Source organism: Citrobacter sp. Cpo074, assembly GCF_030332745.1.
Lineage (GTDB): Bacteria > Pseudomonadota > Gammaproteobacteria > Enterobacterales > Enterobacteriaceae > Citrobacter > Citrobacter portucalensis.
The window spans coordinates 718,109-734,800 of sequence record NZ_JAOWHG010000027.1 but is presented as its reverse complement, the minus strand read 5'-3'; the positions used below and the strand labels follow the sequence as shown (position 1 = coordinate 734,800).

Sequence of the window (16,692 nt, the reverse complement as noted above, 5' to 3'; positions counted from 1 at the left end):
TATGAATATTGATCTAAAACATGAGATTTCATCTTTTGTGCTGATTTGACATTCTGTCAGGCTACAACGAATTTTTAACGTATTATTCCTGTCGCTGTTACTAAAAATAAACCTGCTATTTTATTAGCCTGTTATCTATTCATTTTTGAATGAAATAAAGTCGTGAAGGTTTAGCAAATCATTGTCATGAGGTAATGGTTTGTAGCTATACAATGCGTTGATAATACTAGGGTTTACGATCGAGGTAAGCGTTGTTTTCTTATTGTTAAGCACAATGAAAATTATTGATAACTCTTTTAGCATGTTTATCTCATGGCGAAAGTTAACTTTCATGTGAAAAAAACAAAAATTAATCAATTGATTTTAATTTTACATCTTTAGGTATTTATCTGAAAAAATTAAAATTGACATTAAATATTCCATTGCAGATATTAATTAAACTTTAAAGTATCGACAGCAACTCTTCATGGCATTAAATATAATGCGCCATGTGGATTTTTTGAGAATAAACCTGGTATATATAATGAAAAAGTTAATCATGATAGCTGTGATGGGCGGGATTCTGGCTGGTTGTTCCACCGAGGCTTCACGCATGAATGCTTGCGAAAGCAAGGGTGTGAGCCGTGATGCCTGTTATGTTGCGGAGCAAAACCGTCAGGCGACAATCAATGCTGCCGCTGAAAAACAGGCTATGGAAAACGCGCAAAACTTGTATGGCACAAATGATACAAATTCCAGTCACCACCACAAACACGATAAATATTAAGGTTTAACTAATGAAGAAATTAATTATTATCGCTGCGTTGGTGGCTTTCTCTGCTGCGCCTACGTATGCCATCAGTGAGGCTTATCGTCAACAGTTACAGCATGAACATAAAACCATGGTCAGTGACACGAATGCCCCGGTACACGCCAGTAAAATCACGCCCGTGCATGCGAATAAACTTGGAGTGGACTTTAAACGTGGTGCTGATGGCATTGCTTATATTAATGGCAAACCTGCGGCAAATGATGAGAATAGTGCAGAAGCTCAGTCTTATAGCGCAGGTTTGATTTCCGTTATCGTCTATAAAAACGGAAAAATCAACGCTATGAAAGAGGGGAAATATTTAGGTCGGTTGAAATAACCACTTCGTAGATAAGATTTTGTATTTTTTCGGCCCGGGAACATCTGCTGTTCCCGGGCTTTTTATTTCGCTCGCCTTAACGATCGGTTTCCAATCCATGATGGTGCAATTTGTGCACCCTAACAGGACACATGCACGTTGTTTTGCTTTACTGTGGTGCATTAACACAGGAGGGTGCGATGACAGCGAAACAGGTGACGTTTACAAACCAGGTATCGCTTCCTGCTATTGGGCAGGGAACATGGTACATGGGCGAGGATCCAAGCCGACGCCGGGATGAAGTGTCTGCGCTGCAGGCCGGACTGGATCTCGGCCTGCGATTGATTGATACAGCAGAAATGTACGCTGATGGTGCAGCGGAAGAGGTGGTGGGTGAAGCATTAACGGGACGGCGTGATAGCGCTTTTTTAGTCTCGAAAGTTTACCCATGGAATGCCGGTGGACAGAAAGCCATTGCCGCCTGCGAAGCGAGTCTGCGTCGACTGAAAACTGATTATCTGGATCTCTATTTGCTGCACTGGATGGGCGATTTTTCATTTGCAGAGACCATCGATGCCATGGAAACACTGATTGCGCAGGGGAAAATCCGCCGTTGGGGCGTCTCAAATCTCGATTATGATGATATGCAGGCGTTATGGCAGGTACCCGGTGGACGAGAGTGTGCGACTAACCAGGTGCTTTATCATTTAGCCTCGCGCGGTATTGAATATGATTTACTGCCGTGGTGCCAGCAGCAGCAGATGCCGGTCATGGCATACAGTCCGCTGGCTCAGGCGGGACGACTGCGTGGCGATTTGCTTTCTAACTCTGTGGTGAATGACATCGCGCGTGCGCACAATGTTAGCGCTGCGCAGATTTTGCTGGCATGGGTGATTCGTCAGTCGGGTGTAATAGCCATCCCGAAAGCCGCAAGCGTAGCGCATGTCGAACAAAATGCCGCCGCGCTGGAGATAACGCTCTCTGTAGATGAGTTGAAGCAGTTAGATAAGGCGTATCCGGCGCCAAACGGTAAAACCGCGCTGGATATGGCCTGATTTGCCAAATGCCGATGTTCCCGCAGCTTATCAGGCCTACGGCTGCATGTAGTTTGTAGGCCGGATAAGGCATTAGCCGCATCCGGCATGGTGCGCGGAACTGCCTGATGCACTGTGCTTATCAGGCCTACGGCTGTATGTAGTTTGTAGGCCGGATAAGGCATTAGCCGCATCCGGCACGATGCGCGGAACTGCCTGACGCGCTGTGCTTATCAGGCCTACGGCTGTATGTAGTTTGTAGGCCGGATAAGGCGTTAGCCGCATCCGGCACGGTGCGCGGAACTGCCTGATGGCGCTGTGCTTATCAGGCCTACGGCTGCATGTAGTTTGTAGGCCGGATAAGGCGTCAGCCGCATCCGGCACGGTGCGCGGAACTGCCTGATGCGCTGTGCTTATCAGGCCTACGGCTGCATGTAGTTTGTAGGCCGGATAAGGCGTTGGCAGCATCCGGTACGGTGCGTAGAGCTGCCTGATGGCGCTGCACTTATCAGGCCTACGGCTGCGTGTAGTTTGTAGGCCGGATAAGGCGTTAGCCGCATCCGGCATGGTGCGGGGAACTGCCTGATGGCGCTGTGCTAATCAGGCCTACGGCTGCATGTAGTTTGTAGGCCGGATAAGGCGTCAGCCGCATCCGGCATGATGCGCGGAACTGCCTGATGGCGCTGTGCTTATCAGACCTGCGGCTGCGTGTAGTTTGTAGGCCGGATAAGGCGTTAGCCGCATCCGGCATGGTGCGCAGAGCTGTGTTAGCGTTTAGCTACACGAATAGTTTGCGCGAGGCGAGATGGTTTTTCTTCGGTGGTTTTCTGCGGAGCGGTCGCGTAAGCCGTTTCTACACAAACAAACGTTTTGTAGCCATCATCCGGCATGTCGCCCATGCTGACGGACAGCGCCGGGCCAGGGTTCCAGCCCACGACATTCAGGTGGTGGTGATGGACAACATCTATATTGCGATTCAACGCATCATCATGAATCACACTGCACGCTTCCGGATTCAGATAAACGCGATCGGTGCGGTCCGGGAAGGTCTGGATACCATCAGCCAGCACATCTTCTTTAGCATCATTCACTTTATCGATCAGGCGATCGCCAAGACCACTGACTTTCACTGCCGCAATATCACCAACGTTGAAATAGGTATGCAGTGCCGAGGTGGTTTCAAACTCACCATGAGCTTCCAGCTCCATTTCACAGGTGGCTCCCACTTTGAAGCGGGCCAGCAGGCAGAACTCGTGTGGCCATAACTGACGCGTTTCAGCGTTGCTCTGCAGTTCAAACGTCAGCACCACGCCATTGTCGTCTTCGTTGTGCGCTTTCAGCGTCCATGGCAGGTTGCGGGCAAAACCATGCGAAGGCAGGCCCTGCTTAGCAGCCGGACCAAACCACGGCCAGCAAATTGGTACGCCGCCACGCAGCGCTACGCCGGTTTTAAACGGGGTATTATTACTTAACCACAGGACTTCCTCTTCACCATTTGGTTTCCAGGAAAGAAGATGTGCGCCCTGCAGCGCGAAAGAAGCTTTAACCTGTGGGTGATCGACAACAAGAACCTCAAGCTCATCAAGCTGACGGCGGGAGAGGACAGGGGTAATTTGTTCGATTACCGGAAGTGCAAAAATTTTATTAATCATTACGCAATCCTTTCTTCAGGCAAAAAAAAGAGCGACCTGAGTCGCTCTTACAGATTACTGTTTCATCTCAACTTATTTGGAGATGTGAGCAATCAGGTCCAGAACTTTGTTGGAGTAGCCGGTTTCGTTGTCGTACCAGGATACCAGTTTCACGAAGTTGTCGTTCAGTGCGATACCTGCTTTAGCATCGAACACGGAAGTGCAAACTTCACCGTTGAAATCGGTAGATACTACGTCGTCTTCGGTGTAACCCAGAACGCCTTTCATCGGGCCTTCGGAAGCAGCTTTGATTGCTTTCTTAATTTCTTCGTAAGAAGCAGCTTTTTCCAGACGAACGGTCAGGTCAACAACGGATACGTTCGGGGTAGGAACGCGGAACGCCATACCAGTCAGTTTGCCGTTCAGTTCTGGCAGTACTTTACCTACAGCTTTAGCTGCACCGGTAGAGGACGGGATGATGTTCTGGGATGCGCCGCGGCCGCCGCGCCAGTCTTTGTGAGACGGGCCATCAACGGTTTTCTGAGTAGCGGTGGTCGCGTGAACAGTAGTCATCAGACCTTCGATGATGCCGAAGTTGTCGTTGATAACTTTAGCCAGCGGAGCCAGGCAGTTAGTGGTGCAGGAAGCGTTAGAAACGATGTCCTGACCTTCGTATTTGTCAAAGTTAGCGCCTTTAACAAACATCGGAGTGTTATCTTTGGACGGACCAGTCAGAACCACTTTTTTCGCGCCAGCAGTGATGTGCTTACGAGCGGTTTCATCTGTCAGGAACAGGCCAGTAGCTTCAGCTACTACGTCAACACCAACTTCGTCCCATTTCAGGTTAGCCGGATCACGTTCAGCGGTAACACGGATTTTTTTACCGTTTACGATCAGATGACCGTCTTTCACTTCAACGGTACCGTTGAAACGGCCGTGAGTGGAGTCATATTTCAGCATGTAAGCCATGTAGTCAGCGTCTAACAGGTCGTTGATTGCAACGATCTCGATGTCAGAGCGTTCTTGAGCAGCACGGAAAACAATGCGACCGATACGGCCAAAACCGTTGATACCTACTTTGATAGTCATATATTCCACCAGCTATTTGTTAGTGAATAAAAGGTTGCCTGTAAAATTACAAAAACCTTACGCAGCGTCAAGCGGAATCGTGTCAATCATTGCGACAAATCAATCTGCTGCCTAAGCTTTGCGCAACTGACTCGCCTCACTCTTCCTTTGGGCTTGAAACCACATGGGGTCGGCGGCCCGAATTTTAAAGGGCAATCAAGATAAAAACGTGATTCTGATCACGAATTGCAGGCTGCCATTTCGCAAGGATCAAGTTTAGAACAAAAGTTCGCACTCCGGTGTTAATGTTTTGTTAGAATCTGTCTCGCGATGTGAGTTTAGATAAAGCGAGATGTGAGCAAATGGCTAATCAACCTTCTCCAGAAGAACTGAAAAAAAATTTAACCGAAATGCAGTTCTATGTGACGCAGAATCACGGGACAGAACCGCCATTTACCGGACGTTTGCTACATAACAAACGTGACGGCATCTACCACTGTTTGATCTGCGACAATCCGCTATTTCGTTCCGAGACAAAATATGACTCAGGCTGCGGCTGGCCCAGCTTTTACGAGCCTGTCAGCGATGAGGCTATCCGTTACATAAAAGATACGTCACACGGCATGCAGCGCATTGAAATCCGCTGCGGAAACTGTGATGCACACCTGGGACACGTCTTCCCGGATGGTCCGAAACCTACCGGTGAACGGTACTGCGTTAACTCAGCGTCTTTGAACTTCACCGATGGTGAAAACGGTGAGCAAACCAAGGGTTGAAGAAACGATTCAGCAAATTATTCTACGGAGAGTGGTTTTAATATGAATCTTGATGAGATGATCAACAGCATGACGCCGGAAGTTTATCAGCGCTTATCGACTGCCGTTGAACTCGGAAAATGGCCGGATGGCGTAGCGCTAACGGCAGAACAAAAAGAGAATAGCTTACAGCTGGTGATGTTATGGCAGGCGCGAAACAATATTGACGCGCAGCATATGACGATTGATACCAACGGTGAGATGGTGATGAAGAGCAAGCAGCAGTTGAAGGTTGAGTTTGGTATTACGCCAGAACCGATTGCGACGTTTAAATCCTGATTACCCAGGCCCGGCAAACATCTGTGTCGGGCCTGCAGTTGATGTTATTTCTTGTTCATCATCGCTTTCAGATCGGCGAACGGGTTGTATTTCGCTTCGCCCACGGCCTTTTGCGCATCTTCTCCTGCAACCACCGTTGAACCATACTGGTCCGCTTCCGTATATTTGGAATGCTCGTGATCGTGGCAGTACAGGCACAACATTTCCCAGTTGCTACCATCTTCCGGGTTATTTGAGTGATCGTGATCGATATGGTGTACCGTCAACTCGCGCAAATTTGAATACACGAACTCACGGGAACAGCGTCCGCAGACCCAGGGAAAGAGTTTAAGCGCCTTTTCCCGGTAACCGACTTCCAGACGGGCGTAATTTTTAGGGATAAAAGCCATAAAAGCGCATGCCTCCAGTAGAAAATGAAGAGCTGCGCCAAAAGCTGGCGCAGCAGAATGCGCTAATCATAACCTATTGTGTCAGGCGTTGGGATCAGTGTTTGATGCCTAACGAATCGGCTAACTGCTTCGCCAACTGATTATTGTCATCTGCGCCGTACTCCCAGAACATGGCGCCTGCCAACCCTTTGCTTTTGATGTAGTCGGCTTTGATCGCCACCGAACGCGGGTTTTCATAGGAGAGGGCAAAGAGTTTTTTTCCATCCGCAGACTGTACCGACAGCCACGGCACTTTCGCTTCATCATCCCAATGTTGGCTAAAGCGTTTTTGCGGATCGTTGATCAACTTCGCCACGATATCGTTGTACTTCACGTAGGTGTCTTTGCTCAGGTCGACGCCCAGTGATTTGAACAACTCAATTTGAGCTGACTCGAAATAGGGTTGGGTAGCCGGGTTTTTCTGCGCGTCAGGTTTGCTCCAGTCAATACCTGGCTCAACGGCGCGTTTTGGTACGCGTCCATAAAAGCCAATGCCCAGATTCATTTGACTCGGTTTCAGACCGGCTGCGAGATAGTTATTGACCACAAAATCGGCGCTGTACTTATCCGCCGCGGCGACCGTTGGCCATTGCGTCGAATCGTACAGGTTCGAGTTGAAATATTGGGTGCCGTAAGCCATGTCATAGGTCATCAGGTTGATGTAGTCGAGCGATGGTGCAATGGCTTTTACATCCACCCAGCTTTTCGGACTTTCCGCATTCGCGCCCACGGCGATGGTCAGCAGTTTTTTATGCCCCAATGCGGCACGCAGCTCTGTTAACAGCGCGGTGAAGTTAGCGCGGTCAGCCGGTTGGCTTTCGACCAGTCCCCAGGCGCCGTTAACTGGATATTCCCAGTCGAGGTCGATGCCATCCAGACCATATTTCGCAATTATCTCCTGTGCAGACTGAATAAACACTGCGCGTGTTTCCTTCGTTGCTGCCGCGCCAGAGAATCCACGCGCTCCCCAGCCGCCGACGGAAAGCAAAACTTTCAGGTTTGGATTTTGTTTACGCAGCTGTGGAATTTTCAGCAAATCATCCTGCACTTTCTGTGAAAGCCAAATCTGATGCAGTTTGCTGGCGTCTTTTAAGGCGTCATTGGTCTCGTCTTTTTCGTTGTTGTAGACAAGGCCAAACGAATAGTTGAGATGGGTTATCTGGCGAACATCCAGTTTATTGATGTCGCCACCGGGACCGGCAGTGACGTCGCCGCCACCATTAAAGTAGCCAACTGACATCAGTGAACTGGCGGAAACAACGCTGGCGCAGAGCAGGGGTAATGCTGCCAACAAAGGCAATAGTTTCATCGGTGTTCCTCTTTGACATTTAAACAAGCAAACACGCCACGGAAATGGCGTGGCGAAAAAAACAGCACCCGCAGGTTAACAGTTTCATAACAGGAAAAATGCGAAGGGGTTCACGCCATGCTGGAGCAGCGGCAAACCAATTTTGGTAGGTTGTATTGGTTAGAGGAGTACTGGTTGAAAGGGAGATGCGTATTAATCCGGCCTATAAATTTGCAAAAATGTGCAGTTTCAATCGACCGGATATAACGTTTTAAAGCATTAGCGCTGGGTTTCCAGCCAGTCGTCCAACGTATACAGCGTTGCGCCCGCAGCCGCCATTTCCATAAAGGCGTTTGCACTGTCCTGGGGTTGAATATTAACGCCACGGCAGCCGTCGGTTATAACGCTGACGGTGTAGCCAAGATCGAGCGCATCCAGTACGGTGAATTTGACGCAATAGTCGGTAGCCAGACCCATGATGATGAGCTCGGCAATGCGGTGTTCGAGTAGCCATGCATTCAGCGCGGTTGCCTGACGACGACCGTTATCAAAAAAAGCACTGTAGCTGTCGACCAGCGGGTTCTCACCTTTAGTGAACGTTTGAGTTATCGCACGCTGGTTCAGCAGCGGATGCAGGGCAGCACCTTCGCTGTTTTGTACGCAATGATCGGGCCAGAACGTCTGCGCCAGGCCATCGAGTTGTCCCTGGCTGTAGGGCTCGACCTGATGCTGGCTGGCAAAACTACCGTGATTAGCCGGGTGCCAGTCCAGACTGGCAACGACCGTGTCGCCGCGTATGGCACACCAGTCAATCAGGCGGTTGGCGATATCGATTGTGCTGTCACCTTGTGGGACCGCGAGGGCACCACCGGCACAAAAGTCATTTTGTAAATCGACCAACAGTAAGGCTCGGGCCATGGGCATAGACTCCTTTAATCGTCAGACGTGAGTTCACCACGCAGATTTTGCGTCATTGCTTCACGAATTGTCTGCGTATCCAGTCGCTGACTCAGCAAATAGTGCAGTTTGGTGAGTGTGGCTTCGACGGTCATATCCGCGCCGCCAATCACGCCAGCATGCGCCAGCGCATTCCCTGTCGCGTAGCCCCCCATGTTCACCTTGCCGGACATACACTGCGTAAGGTTCACCACCACAATGCCACGCGAGCTTGCATCTTCAAGTTCTTTCAGGAACTCTTTATTCTGCGGCGCATTGCCCACGCCGTAGGAGCGCAAAATTAATGCTTTTACCGGCTGGCGCAGGAAGTTGCGTACTACATCAGCGGAGATCCCTGGATAAATGGTGACCACGCCAATCGGTTGTGGAGTGATAGGATGGACAATCAACTCACCTGTGCCGTGAGGTGCGGGCGGTGTTCCCAGCCGACGAATGTGGATCCCGGCTTCCAGCAGTGGTGCAAGGTTGGGTGAGGCAAACGCGTCAAAACCATCAGCATGCGCTTTAGTGGTCCGGTTACCGCGAAACAGTCGGTTGTTGAAAAACAGGGTCACTTCATTGATCGGATAATTTGCTGCAACGTACAACGCATTCAGCAAATTGATTTGTCCGTCAGAACGTAGCTCTGCTAATGGGATTTGTGACCCTGTCACAATGACTGGCTTGCCCAGATTCTCCAGCATAAATGAGAGCGCCGAAGCCGTAAACGCCATGGTGTCAGTGCCGTGCAGAATGACAAAACCATCGTAATCGTCGTAGTGCGTCTTAATGTCTTCAGCAATATGCTGCCAGTCTTCTGGCGTCATATCGGAGGAATCCATCAGCGGGACGTATTCGTGGATGGTGAAGTCTGGCATCTCTGGGCGGTGGAATTCAGGCATCAGTGCCAACTGACGCTGGAGATGACCGGAAACAGGAATATAACCCTGTTCTGAGCGCTGCATACCAATGGTACCGCCGGTATAGGCAACGTAAATCGATTTCTTTTGCATGGGCGTCACAGGTTAAGTTGTGCATAAACAGGCGCAGTATAAAGTTCCCCCCGAAAAAATACAGTGCAAATGACGCATACCTGCCATCCGATCAATATGTCATTTATGTTCAGTGCCTTGTCCCGTTTGTTCAGTGTGGTTTTGCTCCCTCGGCCCTACAGTAGCAGCCTTGCTTTTTGGATATAGCGATTGCCGTTATCATGTTTCGTCGTAATGACAATACGCATGGAGCCTGAAGTGAAGAAAGACCTGAGAATTTATCAGCCAGGCGAGTGGGCGGATGGAGACATCATTACGGCTATCGATGCGAGTCAGACAGAGACACCGCACAGACCACAGTTGAATGTCGGCATTCTTCTGTGGCCGGAATTTCCTCTGCTGGCGCTGGCGGGGTTAACCGATGCGTTACGTCATGCGGCGGATATGGGGGATGATAGCCAGAAAATTCGCTGCTCCTGGCGTCTGATGAGCGCTACACCAGACCGACCTGTTCTAAGCAGTTCAGGAATGGCGATGATGCCGGATAGCGAATTCGTTGCACCGGAACAATTTGATTATGTGGTGGTGATTGGCGGCTTGCTGCGCAGTATGGCGAAAGCCGATCGGGCCGCGCGACGTTACCTGCATCTTGCGCATCAGCTCAACATTCCGCTGGTAGGTATCTGCACGGGCAGCTTTGTTCTGGCGCAAGAAGGTTTCCTCAATGGGTTGATGGCGGCGATTCATCCCTGGCATCTGAATGATTTTAAAACGCAATTTCCTCAGCTGGCTGCCCGTAGCGGGGTCGATTTTGTTGAGGAAAAAGGGATTCTGACATGTCCGGGGGGCATTTCGACGATAGGGCTGGCAACAGAGCTTATTCGCCGCCACTGTGGTCCCGACAGGGCGACAAAAGCCATCTTCCAGATGTCCGTCCCCAACCGCATAGACAGCACGTCAGTGGCGGTCTCCAGAGCGATAGGTTTTACCCACGTGAGCGACAGTCGGTTACGCAAAGCGGTCTTTTTAATTGAGCAAGGACTGGTAAAGCCCATTTCGACCCGCTGGCTGGCCGCTGAAGTCAACCTGAGCCCGCGACAGCTTACCCGGTTGTTTAACGCCGAGTTCGCCCAATCGCCGGGAGAGTTTATCCGACGTGCGCGTTTGCGTTATGCCCACTGGCTGCTAATGAATTCTGGAGAGAGTGTCACGGAGATTGCGCTGCGTCTGGGATTTAGCGACTGTGCGCACTTTATTCGTTTGTTTAGTCGGGAGTTTGGCTGTACGCCAGGAGATTGTCGCAGTACGCGACATCAGAATGCATAAAAAATGCTGCCCCGACTTGGGGCAGCATTGGCAGATTAGCGAACGTTGGCGCAGGTCAGGCAAAACGCATAGCGGTTTTGCGGATCGTTAAACGCGGCCAGCTTATCGCTCTCCGCTTTAACCGTACTCGCCGCAGAAGCGAGCGGCGCCGGGAGCATCGCCTGGATAGCTTCAGGCAGCATGGCACGAACGGAACCGGACATGCTATCCATCACCATATCAACGAATGTCGGTTCGTCCTGATAATACTCAATGTGCCATTGCTTCAGTTTGGCCAGCTCAGCCGCTTTCGCCACGGCGTCATCAAAATCACCCAGACTGTCTACCAGACCGTTGGCTTTCGCATCCTGGCCGGTCCAGACGTGGCCCTGCGCGATTTTGTCAATCTGCTCAGGCGTTGTCTTACGCGCATCTGCGACCAGCGTGATAAAGCGCTTATAGCCGTTCTCGATGCTCAGTTGCATCATTTGCTGCACTTCAGGTGGTAACGCTTTGGTGATGGAGATATCCGCCAGTGGGGATGTCGCCACACCGTCGGTGTGTACACCAATGGAATCCAGACTGTTCTCGACGGTGTTGATCACGCCAAAGATCCCGATTGAACCGGTCAGCGTGCTGGGGTTCGCCACAATGTAGCTTGCTGGGGTGGAGATCCAGTACCCGCCGGATGCCGCCATGCCCCCCATGGACACGACAACCGGCTTGCCTGCTGCTTTTGCCGCAGCCAGCTCAGCGCGAATGACTTCGGAAGCGCTGACGCTGCCGCCAGGGCTGTTCACGCGCAGCACAATTGCTTTCACTTTCGGATCAAGACGCGCTTCGCGGATCTGCGCGGCAGTCGTGTCACCGCCCACATTCCCAGGGGTTTCTTCACCGTCCATAATTGCGCCATTCGCGAAGACGACGCCAATGCTGTCCCCAGTATCCGCTGGCGTTTTCAGCGAGTAATCGTAATAGCTGACGGCGCGATAATTTTTATCCGCTTTGCTCCAGCCAAACTGTTTGGTCAGCATTTTTTCGACTTCAGCGCTGGAAGCGAGTGCATCCACCAGTTTGTTGTCGAGCGCATATTTCGCGGTATCACCATCGACTTTTGTCAAACCGTCCAGCATGGCCTGTGCGCCCGGGAACACCTGCTGAGCAGGGATCTGGCGGTTGGCAGCGACCGTGTCGAGATAGTTCTGCCACAGCTCGCCGATCCAGCGGCTGTCGGCCTCGCGCGCGGCAGGAGACATATCATCACGAATGAACGGTTCTACGGCAGACTTATAAGTCCCGACACGGAACACGTGTGTGGAAACTTTCAGCTTGTCGAGCAGGGACTTGTAGTACAAACCGTTGGTGGCAAAGCCGTGCAGATCAACGGAACCCTGCGGAGAGAGATAAATTTTATTGGCGAAACTGGCGAGGTAGTACTGCCCCTGGCTGAAGTTATCGCCCACGGCAAAGACCGGTTTGCCGCTGTCGCGGAATTCCCGCAGCGCTTTACCGATATACTGCATGGAAGGCTGGTCGGCCCCGGCAAAATTTTTCAGATCCATCACAATGCCGGTGATGTTGCGATCATTTTTTGCCTGGCGAATAGTATTCACGATATCGAACAGGGAGTTTTCCTGCAGACGATCGGAACTGGCGCAAAACAGCTGACGACCAATAACGCTTAAGCGACTGGTGCTCGAAGGCTTATCGACAATCACCCCCGAGATATCCAGCAGCAGTGCGCCTCGCTCAGCGTGTTCACTGGTATTGCTGCTGCTGACCTGCATCCAGATGCCCACGCCCACCAGCACCAAGAAGATGAAGAACAGGTTAAGCACAAATTCACGGACGAAATTGAGTAATCGCCATGTCCATTTAAAAAATCCGGCAATAAATCGCCACAGGGTTCGCATGTATTCTCCCTACCGATTAACAACACGCCACCCCGAAATTCCGGAGAAAGGCGATAAGATGAGGCTATCGTAATGACCCGACAGGCACTTGTCAGCAGGAATCACCGCCTGTGCTGTAACAAAATCCGCTCACGTGTTAATTTTGTGAACAAATCTCATTGTTGGAGTTAAGCAAATGGATGCACTCGAATTACTGATTACCCGTCGTAGCGCCTCTCGTCTCGTCGAGCCAGCCCCGACAGGAGAGCAGCTGCAAAACATTCTGCGTGCGGGAATGCGCGCGCCAGACCACAAAACGCTGCAACCGTGGCAATTCTTTGTCATTGAGGGCGAAGGGCGTGAGCGTTTTAGCGCGGTGCTTGAAAAAGGGGCGATTGCCGCAGGCAGTGACGAGAAAGCCCAGGAAAAAGCGCGCAGCGCACCGTTTCGCGCGCCGTTGATTATTACCGTGGTGGCGAAATGTGAAGAAAATGACAAGGTTCCTCTGTGGGAACAAGAAATGTCTGCCGGTTGTGCGGTGATGGCTATGCAGATGGCCGCAATTGCCCAGGGCTTTGGCGGTATCTGGCGCAGTGGTGCATTAACCGAAAGTGCGGTCGTTCGCGAAGCATTCGACTGTCGCCCGCAAGATAAAATCGTCGGTTTCCTCTATCTGGGCACACCGCAGCTAAAAGCATCCACGACGATTAACCTTGCCGATCCGAGCGCATTCGTCCGTTATTTCTGATATCAACGGCAAAACTGTCTGGATTCTGAGCAAAGACACCCGAATTCAGACAGTCACTCTTACCACATCAAAGAATGAGCGCTACCATATCCGGATTGCAATGACAGGAGATGTCCATGAGCGAGCAAGCTATTCGTTTAACGCAATACAGCCACGGAGCCGGTTGCGGTTGTAAAATTTCCCCAAAAGTGCTGGAAACCATCCTGCACAGCGAGCAGGCGAAGTTTGTTGATCCGAACTTACTGGTGGGTAATGAAACCCGCGACGACGCGGCCGTATACGATCTGGGAAACGGCACCAGCGTTATCAGCACCACCGATTTCTTTATGCCGATTGTCGATAATCCGTTTGATTTTGGACGCATCGCCGCGACTAACGCCATCAGCGATATTTTCGCCATGGGCGGCAAACCGATTATGGCAATTGCTATTCTGGGCTGGCCGCTGGATAAGCTGGCACCGGAAATCGCCCGCGAAGTAACCGAAGGCGGACGCTTTGCCTGCCGTCAAGCGGGTATTGCGCTGGCGGGCGGCCACTCTATCGATGCCCCAGAGCCTATCTTTGGCCTTGCGGTAACCGGCGTTGTGCCGACCGAACGCGTGAAGAAAAACAGCACCGCTGAGGCAGGGTGTAAGTTGTTCCTGACCAAGCCTCTGGGTATTGGCGTTCTGACAACTGCAGAGAAAAAATCACTGCTGAAGGAAGAACACAAAGGACTGGCGACAGAAGTTATGTGCCGGATGAACATTGCCGGTGCGGCATTCGCCGATATTGACGGCGTGAAAGCCATGACCGATGTTACCGGTTTTGGTCTGCTGGGGCATCTGAGTGAGATGTGCCAGGGCGCAGGCGTTCAGGCGCAGATCGTCTACCAGGATATTCCTAAGCTGCCTGGCGTTGAAGAATACATCGCGCAGGGCGCGGTGCCGGGTGGTACCCAACGTAACTTTGCCAGCTACGGACACCTGATGGGTGAAATGCCGCAATCGGTACGCGATCTGCTGTGCGATCCGCAAACTTCCGGTGGCCTGTTGCTGGCGGTAACGTCGGAAGCTGAAGCCGAAGTGAAAGCGGCAGCGGCGCAGTTCGGTATCGATCTCACCGCCATTGGTGAGTTAGTGGAAGCTCGTGGCGGTCGCGCCATGGTTGAGATTCGTTAACTCGATGCGGTTGTTTATTGCCGAAAAACCAAGTCTGGCGCGTGCTATCGCCGATGTGCTGCCGAAGCCGCATCGCAAAGGCGATGGTTTTATCGAATGCGGAAATGGACAAGTGGTGACCTGGTGTATTGGTCACCTGCTTGAACAGGCGCAGCCGGATGCCTACGACAGTCGTTATGCTCGCTGGAGTCTGGTCGATCTGCCGATTGTCCCTGAAAAGTGGCAACTGCAACCGCGCCCCTCGGTGACCAAACAGCTCAACGTCATTAAGCGCTTTTTGCATGAGGCCAGCGAAGTTATTCACGCCGGTGACCCCGATCGTGAAGGGCAACTGCTGGTGGATGAAGTGCTGGATTACCTGCAACTGGCGCCTGAAAAGCGCCAGAAGGTGCAGCGTTGCCTGATTAACGACCTCAACCCGCAGGCCGTTGAGCGGGCTATTGAGCGGCTGCGCGCCAACAGTGAGTTTATCCCGCTGTGCGTGTCAGCACTGGCGCGAGCGCGTGCGGACTGGTTGTACGGTATCAATATGACGCGCGCTTACACCATTCTTGGACGTAACGCGGGCTATCAGGGCGTACTTTCGGTCGGGCGCGTACAAACGCCGGTGCTCGGGCTGGTTGTGCGTCGCGATGAAGAGATAGAGAACTTCGTCGCCAAAGACTTCTTCGAAGTGAAAGCGCATATCGTAACGCCCGCCGATGAGCGGTTCACCGCTATCTGGCAGCCGAGCGAAGCGTGTGAGCCGTATCAGGATGAAGAAGGGCGCTTGCTGAATCGCACGCTGGCTGAACACGTGGTGAACCGCATTAACGGTCAACCGGCGATAGTCACCAGCTATAACGATAAACGGGAATCAGAATCCGCGCCGTTGCCGTTCTCGCTGTCGGCGTTGCAGATTGAAGCGGCGAAGCGCTTCGGTTTAAGTGCGCAAAACGTTCTGGATATCTGCCAGAAGCTGTATGAAACCCATAAGTTGATTACCTATCCGCGTTCGGATAGCCGTTATCTGCCGGAAGAACACTTTGCCGGACGTCACGCGGTACTGAACGCGATTAGCGTCCATGCGCCGGATCTGCTCCCGCAGCCGGCGGTCAATCCCGATACGCGAAATCGCTGTTGGGACGACAAAAAAGTGGATGCGCACCACGCCATCATTCCTACCGCGCGCAGTTCGTCCATCAACCTGAATGACAACGAAGCGAAAATTTACAACCTGATTGCCCGTCAGTATCTGATGCAATTTTGCGCAGATGCGGTATTCAGGAAGTGCGTCATTGAGCTGGACATCGCCAAAGGCAAGTTTGTCGCTAAAGCCCGTTTTCTGGCGGAAGCCGGATGGCGCACGCTGCTCGGCAACAAAGAGCGCGACGAAGATAATGACGGGACGCCGCTGCCGGTGGTGGCAAAAGATGACGAACTGCTGTGCGAAAAAGGCGAAGTAGTTGAACGTCAGACCCAGCCCCCGCGGCACTTTACTGATGCAACTCTGCTGTCAGCGATGACCGGGATTGCGCGATTCGTGCAGGATAAAGATCTGAAAAAGATCCTGCGCGCAACGGATGGTTTAGGTACGGAAGCGACGCGCGCCGGAATTATCGAGCTGCTGTTTAAGCGCGGGTTCCTGGTGAAAAAAGGACGTTATATCCATTCGACTGACGCGGGAAAAGCGCTGTTCCACTCGCTGCCAGAAATGGCGACGCGCCCGGACATGACAGCGCACTGGGAATCTATCCTGACCCAAATCAGCGAAAAGCAGTGTCGCTATCAGGATTTCATGCAGCCGCTGGTGGGAACGCTGTATCAGCTTATCGATCAGGCGCGCAGCACACCGGTACGACGCTTTCGTGGAATTGCCGCGCCGGGCGGTAGTGGTAGCGATAAGAAAAAAAGCGCGCCGCGTAAACGTCCGGCGAAAAAAAGCCCGCCATCTGAAGAGGCGGGCCTGTAAGTTTGTAAGCCTGATAAGCATAGCGCATCAGGCTTAGCCGGATGCGGCACCCGTGCCTA

The 16,692-nt window shown here is 51.8% G+C and carries 16 protein-coding genes; 9 read left to right on the top strand and 7 right to left on the bottom strand.

Translation table 11 applies throughout. The annotated features are described in order from the left end of the window. Positions 1 to 523 precede the first annotated feature (523 nt). The 3 genes from OGX83_RS08130 to OGX83_RS08120 all read left to right on the top strand — a co-directional run bounded on the left by OGX83_RS08130 (position 524) and on the right by OGX83_RS08120 (position 2,161). Positions 524 to 766, top strand: coding sequence for a hypothetical protein (locus tag OGX83_RS08130; RefSeq protein WP_071444724.1), 243 nt, complete (start codon positions 524 to 526; stop codon positions 764 to 766). A 10-nt stretch (positions 767 to 776) separates the two neighbouring features. Further along, positions 777 to 1,127, top strand: a complete 351-nt coding sequence (locus tag OGX83_RS08125; RefSeq protein ID WP_204191786.1) for a hypothetical protein — start codon at positions 777 to 779, stop codon at positions 1,125 to 1,127. Positions 1,128 to 1,306: 179 nt separating this feature from the next. Further along, complete coding sequence (locus OGX83_RS08120; protein ID WP_100272589.1) at positions 1,307 to 2,161, top strand: aldo/keto reductase; 855 nt, start codon at positions 1,307 to 1,309, stop codon at positions 2,159 to 2,161. Positions 2,162 to 2,907: 746 nt separating this feature from the next. Here the strand turns inward: OGX83_RS08120 and OGX83_RS08115 are convergent. Beyond that, positions 2,908 to 3,792 (bottom strand): D-hexose-6-phosphate mutarotase, encoded by an 885-nt coding sequence (locus tag OGX83_RS08115; protein WP_153687143.1) that lies wholly within the window; start codon positions 3,790 to 3,792, stop codon positions 2,908 to 2,910. A gap of 72 nt (positions 3,793 to 3,864) precedes the next feature. Next, positions 3,865 to 4,860 carry a glyceraldehyde-3-phosphate dehydrogenase gene (gene gapA / locus OGX83_RS08110; protein ID WP_003030697.1) on the bottom strand — a complete coding sequence of 332 codons (996 nt, stop codon included), beginning with the start codon at positions 4,858 to 4,860 and terminating at the stop codon, positions 3,865 to 3,867. Between the two features lie 341 nt (positions 4,861 to 5,201). Here gapA and msrB point away from each other — a divergent pair, with 341 nt between their 5' ends. Further along, positions 5,202 to 5,615: a peptide-methionine (R)-S-oxide reductase MsrB gene (gene msrB / locus OGX83_RS08105; protein ID WP_003832475.1), complete on the top strand. Its 414-nt coding sequence runs from the start codon at positions 5,202 to 5,204 to the stop codon at positions 5,613 to 5,615. A 42-nt stretch (positions 5,616 to 5,657) separates the two neighbouring features. Then, on the top strand, positions 5,658 to 5,933 hold the full coding sequence (locus tag OGX83_RS08100) for a YeaC family protein (protein WP_003030693.1): 276 nt from the start codon (positions 5,658 to 5,660) through the stop codon (positions 5,931 to 5,933). Positions 5,934 to 5,977: 44 nt separating this feature from the next. On the opposite strand, the gene yajD is transcribed toward OGX83_RS08100, so the two are convergent. From yajD to ansA, 4 genes are all read right to left on the bottom strand, one after another. Beyond that, complete coding sequence (gene yajD / locus OGX83_RS08095) at positions 5,978 to 6,322, bottom strand: HNH nuclease YajD (RefSeq protein WP_003832478.1); 345 nt, start codon at positions 6,320 to 6,322, stop codon at positions 5,978 to 5,980. 94 nt (positions 6,323 to 6,416) lie between these two features. Further along, positions 6,417 to 7,670 carry a chitinase ChiD gene (chiD, locus tag OGX83_RS08090; protein WP_020996455.1) on the bottom strand — a complete coding sequence of 418 codons (1,254 nt, stop codon included), beginning with the start codon at positions 7,668 to 7,670 and terminating at the stop codon, positions 6,417 to 6,419. Between the two features lie 258 nt (positions 7,671 to 7,928). Next, on the bottom strand, positions 7,929 to 8,567 hold the full coding sequence (pncA, locus tag OGX83_RS08085) for a bifunctional nicotinamidase/pyrazinamidase (RefSeq protein WP_373878423.1): 639 nt from the start codon (positions 8,565 to 8,567) through the stop codon (positions 7,929 to 7,931). Positions 8,568 to 8,581: 14 nt separating this feature from the next. Next, positions 8,582 to 9,598 (bottom strand): asparaginase, encoded by a 1,017-nt coding sequence (ansA, locus tag OGX83_RS08080; RefSeq protein WP_286587746.1) that lies wholly within the window; start codon positions 9,596 to 9,598, stop codon positions 8,582 to 8,584. Between the two features lie 237 nt (positions 9,599 to 9,835). On the opposite strand from ansA, the gene OGX83_RS08075 reads away from it, so the two are divergent. Next, positions 9,836 to 10,903: a GlxA family transcriptional regulator gene (locus tag OGX83_RS08075; RefSeq protein ID WP_286587745.1), complete on the top strand. Its 1,068-nt coding sequence runs from the start codon at positions 9,836 to 9,838 to the stop codon at positions 10,901 to 10,903. A gap of 35 nt (positions 10,904 to 10,938) precedes the next feature. Here OGX83_RS08075 and sppA read toward each other — a convergent pair whose 3' ends face one another. Beyond that, the gene (gene sppA, locus OGX83_RS08070; RefSeq protein ID WP_286587744.1) at positions 10,939 to 12,795 is read right to left on the bottom strand and encodes a signal peptide peptidase SppA; all 1,857 of its coding nucleotides are present in this window, start codon (positions 12,793 to 12,795) and stop codon (positions 10,939 to 10,941) included. Between the two features lie 175 nt (positions 12,796 to 12,970). Here sppA and OGX83_RS08065 point away from each other — a divergent pair, with 175 nt between their 5' ends. From OGX83_RS08065 to topB, 3 genes are all read left to right on the top strand, one after another. Continuing rightward, complete coding sequence (locus OGX83_RS08065) at positions 12,971 to 13,522, top strand: NAD(P)H nitroreductase (RefSeq protein ID WP_008784540.1); 552 nt, start codon at positions 12,971 to 12,973, stop codon at positions 13,520 to 13,522. 116 nt (positions 13,523 to 13,638) lie between these two features. After that, positions 13,639 to 14,682 (top strand): selenide, water dikinase SelD, encoded by a 1,044-nt coding sequence (gene selD / locus OGX83_RS08060; protein ID WP_186413482.1) that lies wholly within the window; start codon positions 13,639 to 13,641, stop codon positions 14,680 to 14,682. A 4-nt stretch (positions 14,683 to 14,686) separates the two neighbouring features. After that, positions 14,687 to 16,633 (top strand): DNA topoisomerase III, encoded by a 1,947-nt coding sequence (gene topB / locus OGX83_RS08055; protein ID WP_032934436.1) that lies wholly within the window; start codon positions 14,687 to 14,689, stop codon positions 16,631 to 16,633. Positions 16,634 to 16,692: the final 59 nt, after the last annotated feature.

Coding starts and splice junctions, on each gene's coding strand:
- sppA (WP_286587744.1), bottom strand. CDS start 12,795: ATGCGAACCCTGTGGCGATTTATTGCCGGATTTTTTAAATGGACATGG.
- chiD (WP_020996455.1), bottom strand. CDS start 7,670: ATGAAACTATTGCCTTTGTTGGCAGCATTACCCCTGCTCTGCGCCAGC.
- OGX83_RS08125 (WP_204191786.1), top strand. CDS start 777: ATGAAGAAATTAATTATTATCGCTGCGTTGGTGGCTTTCTCTGCTGCG.
- topB (WP_032934436.1), top strand. CDS start 14,687: ATGCGGTTGTTTATTGCCGAAAAACCAAGTCTGGCGCGTGCTATCGCC.
- ansA (WP_286587746.1), bottom strand. CDS start 9,598: ATGCAAAAGAAATCGATTTACGTTGCCTATACCGGCGGTACCATTGGT.
- pncA (WP_373878423.1), bottom strand. CDS start 8,567: ATGGCCCGAGCCTTACTGTTGGTCGATTTACAAAATGACTTTTGTGCC.
- OGX83_RS08120 (WP_100272589.1), top strand. CDS start 1,307: ATGACAGCGAAACAGGTGACGTTTACAAACCAGGTATCGCTTCCTGCT.
- msrB (WP_003832475.1), top strand. CDS start 5,202: ATGGCTAATCAACCTTCTCCAGAAGAACTGAAAAAAAATTTAACCGAA.
- OGX83_RS08130 (WP_071444724.1), top strand. CDS start 524: ATGAAAAAGTTAATCATGATAGCTGTGATGGGCGGGATTCTGGCTGGT.
- gapA (WP_003030697.1), bottom strand. CDS start 4,860: ATGACTATCAAAGTAGGTATCAACGGTTTTGGCCGTATCGGTCGCATT.
- OGX83_RS08065 (WP_008784540.1), top strand. CDS start 12,971: ATGGATGCACTCGAATTACTGATTACCCGTCGTAGCGCCTCTCGTCTC.
- selD (WP_186413482.1), top strand. CDS start 13,639: ATGAGCGAGCAAGCTATTCGTTTAACGCAATACAGCCACGGAGCCGGT.
- OGX83_RS08100 (WP_003030693.1), top strand. CDS start 5,658: ATGAATCTTGATGAGATGATCAACAGCATGACGCCGGAAGTTTATCAG.
- OGX83_RS08115 (WP_153687143.1), bottom strand. CDS start 3,792: ATGATTAATAAAATTTTTGCACTTCCGGTAATCGAACAAATTACCCCT.
- yajD (WP_003832478.1), bottom strand. CDS start 6,322: ATGGCTTTTATCCCTAAAAATTACGCCCGTCTGGAAGTCGGTTACCGG.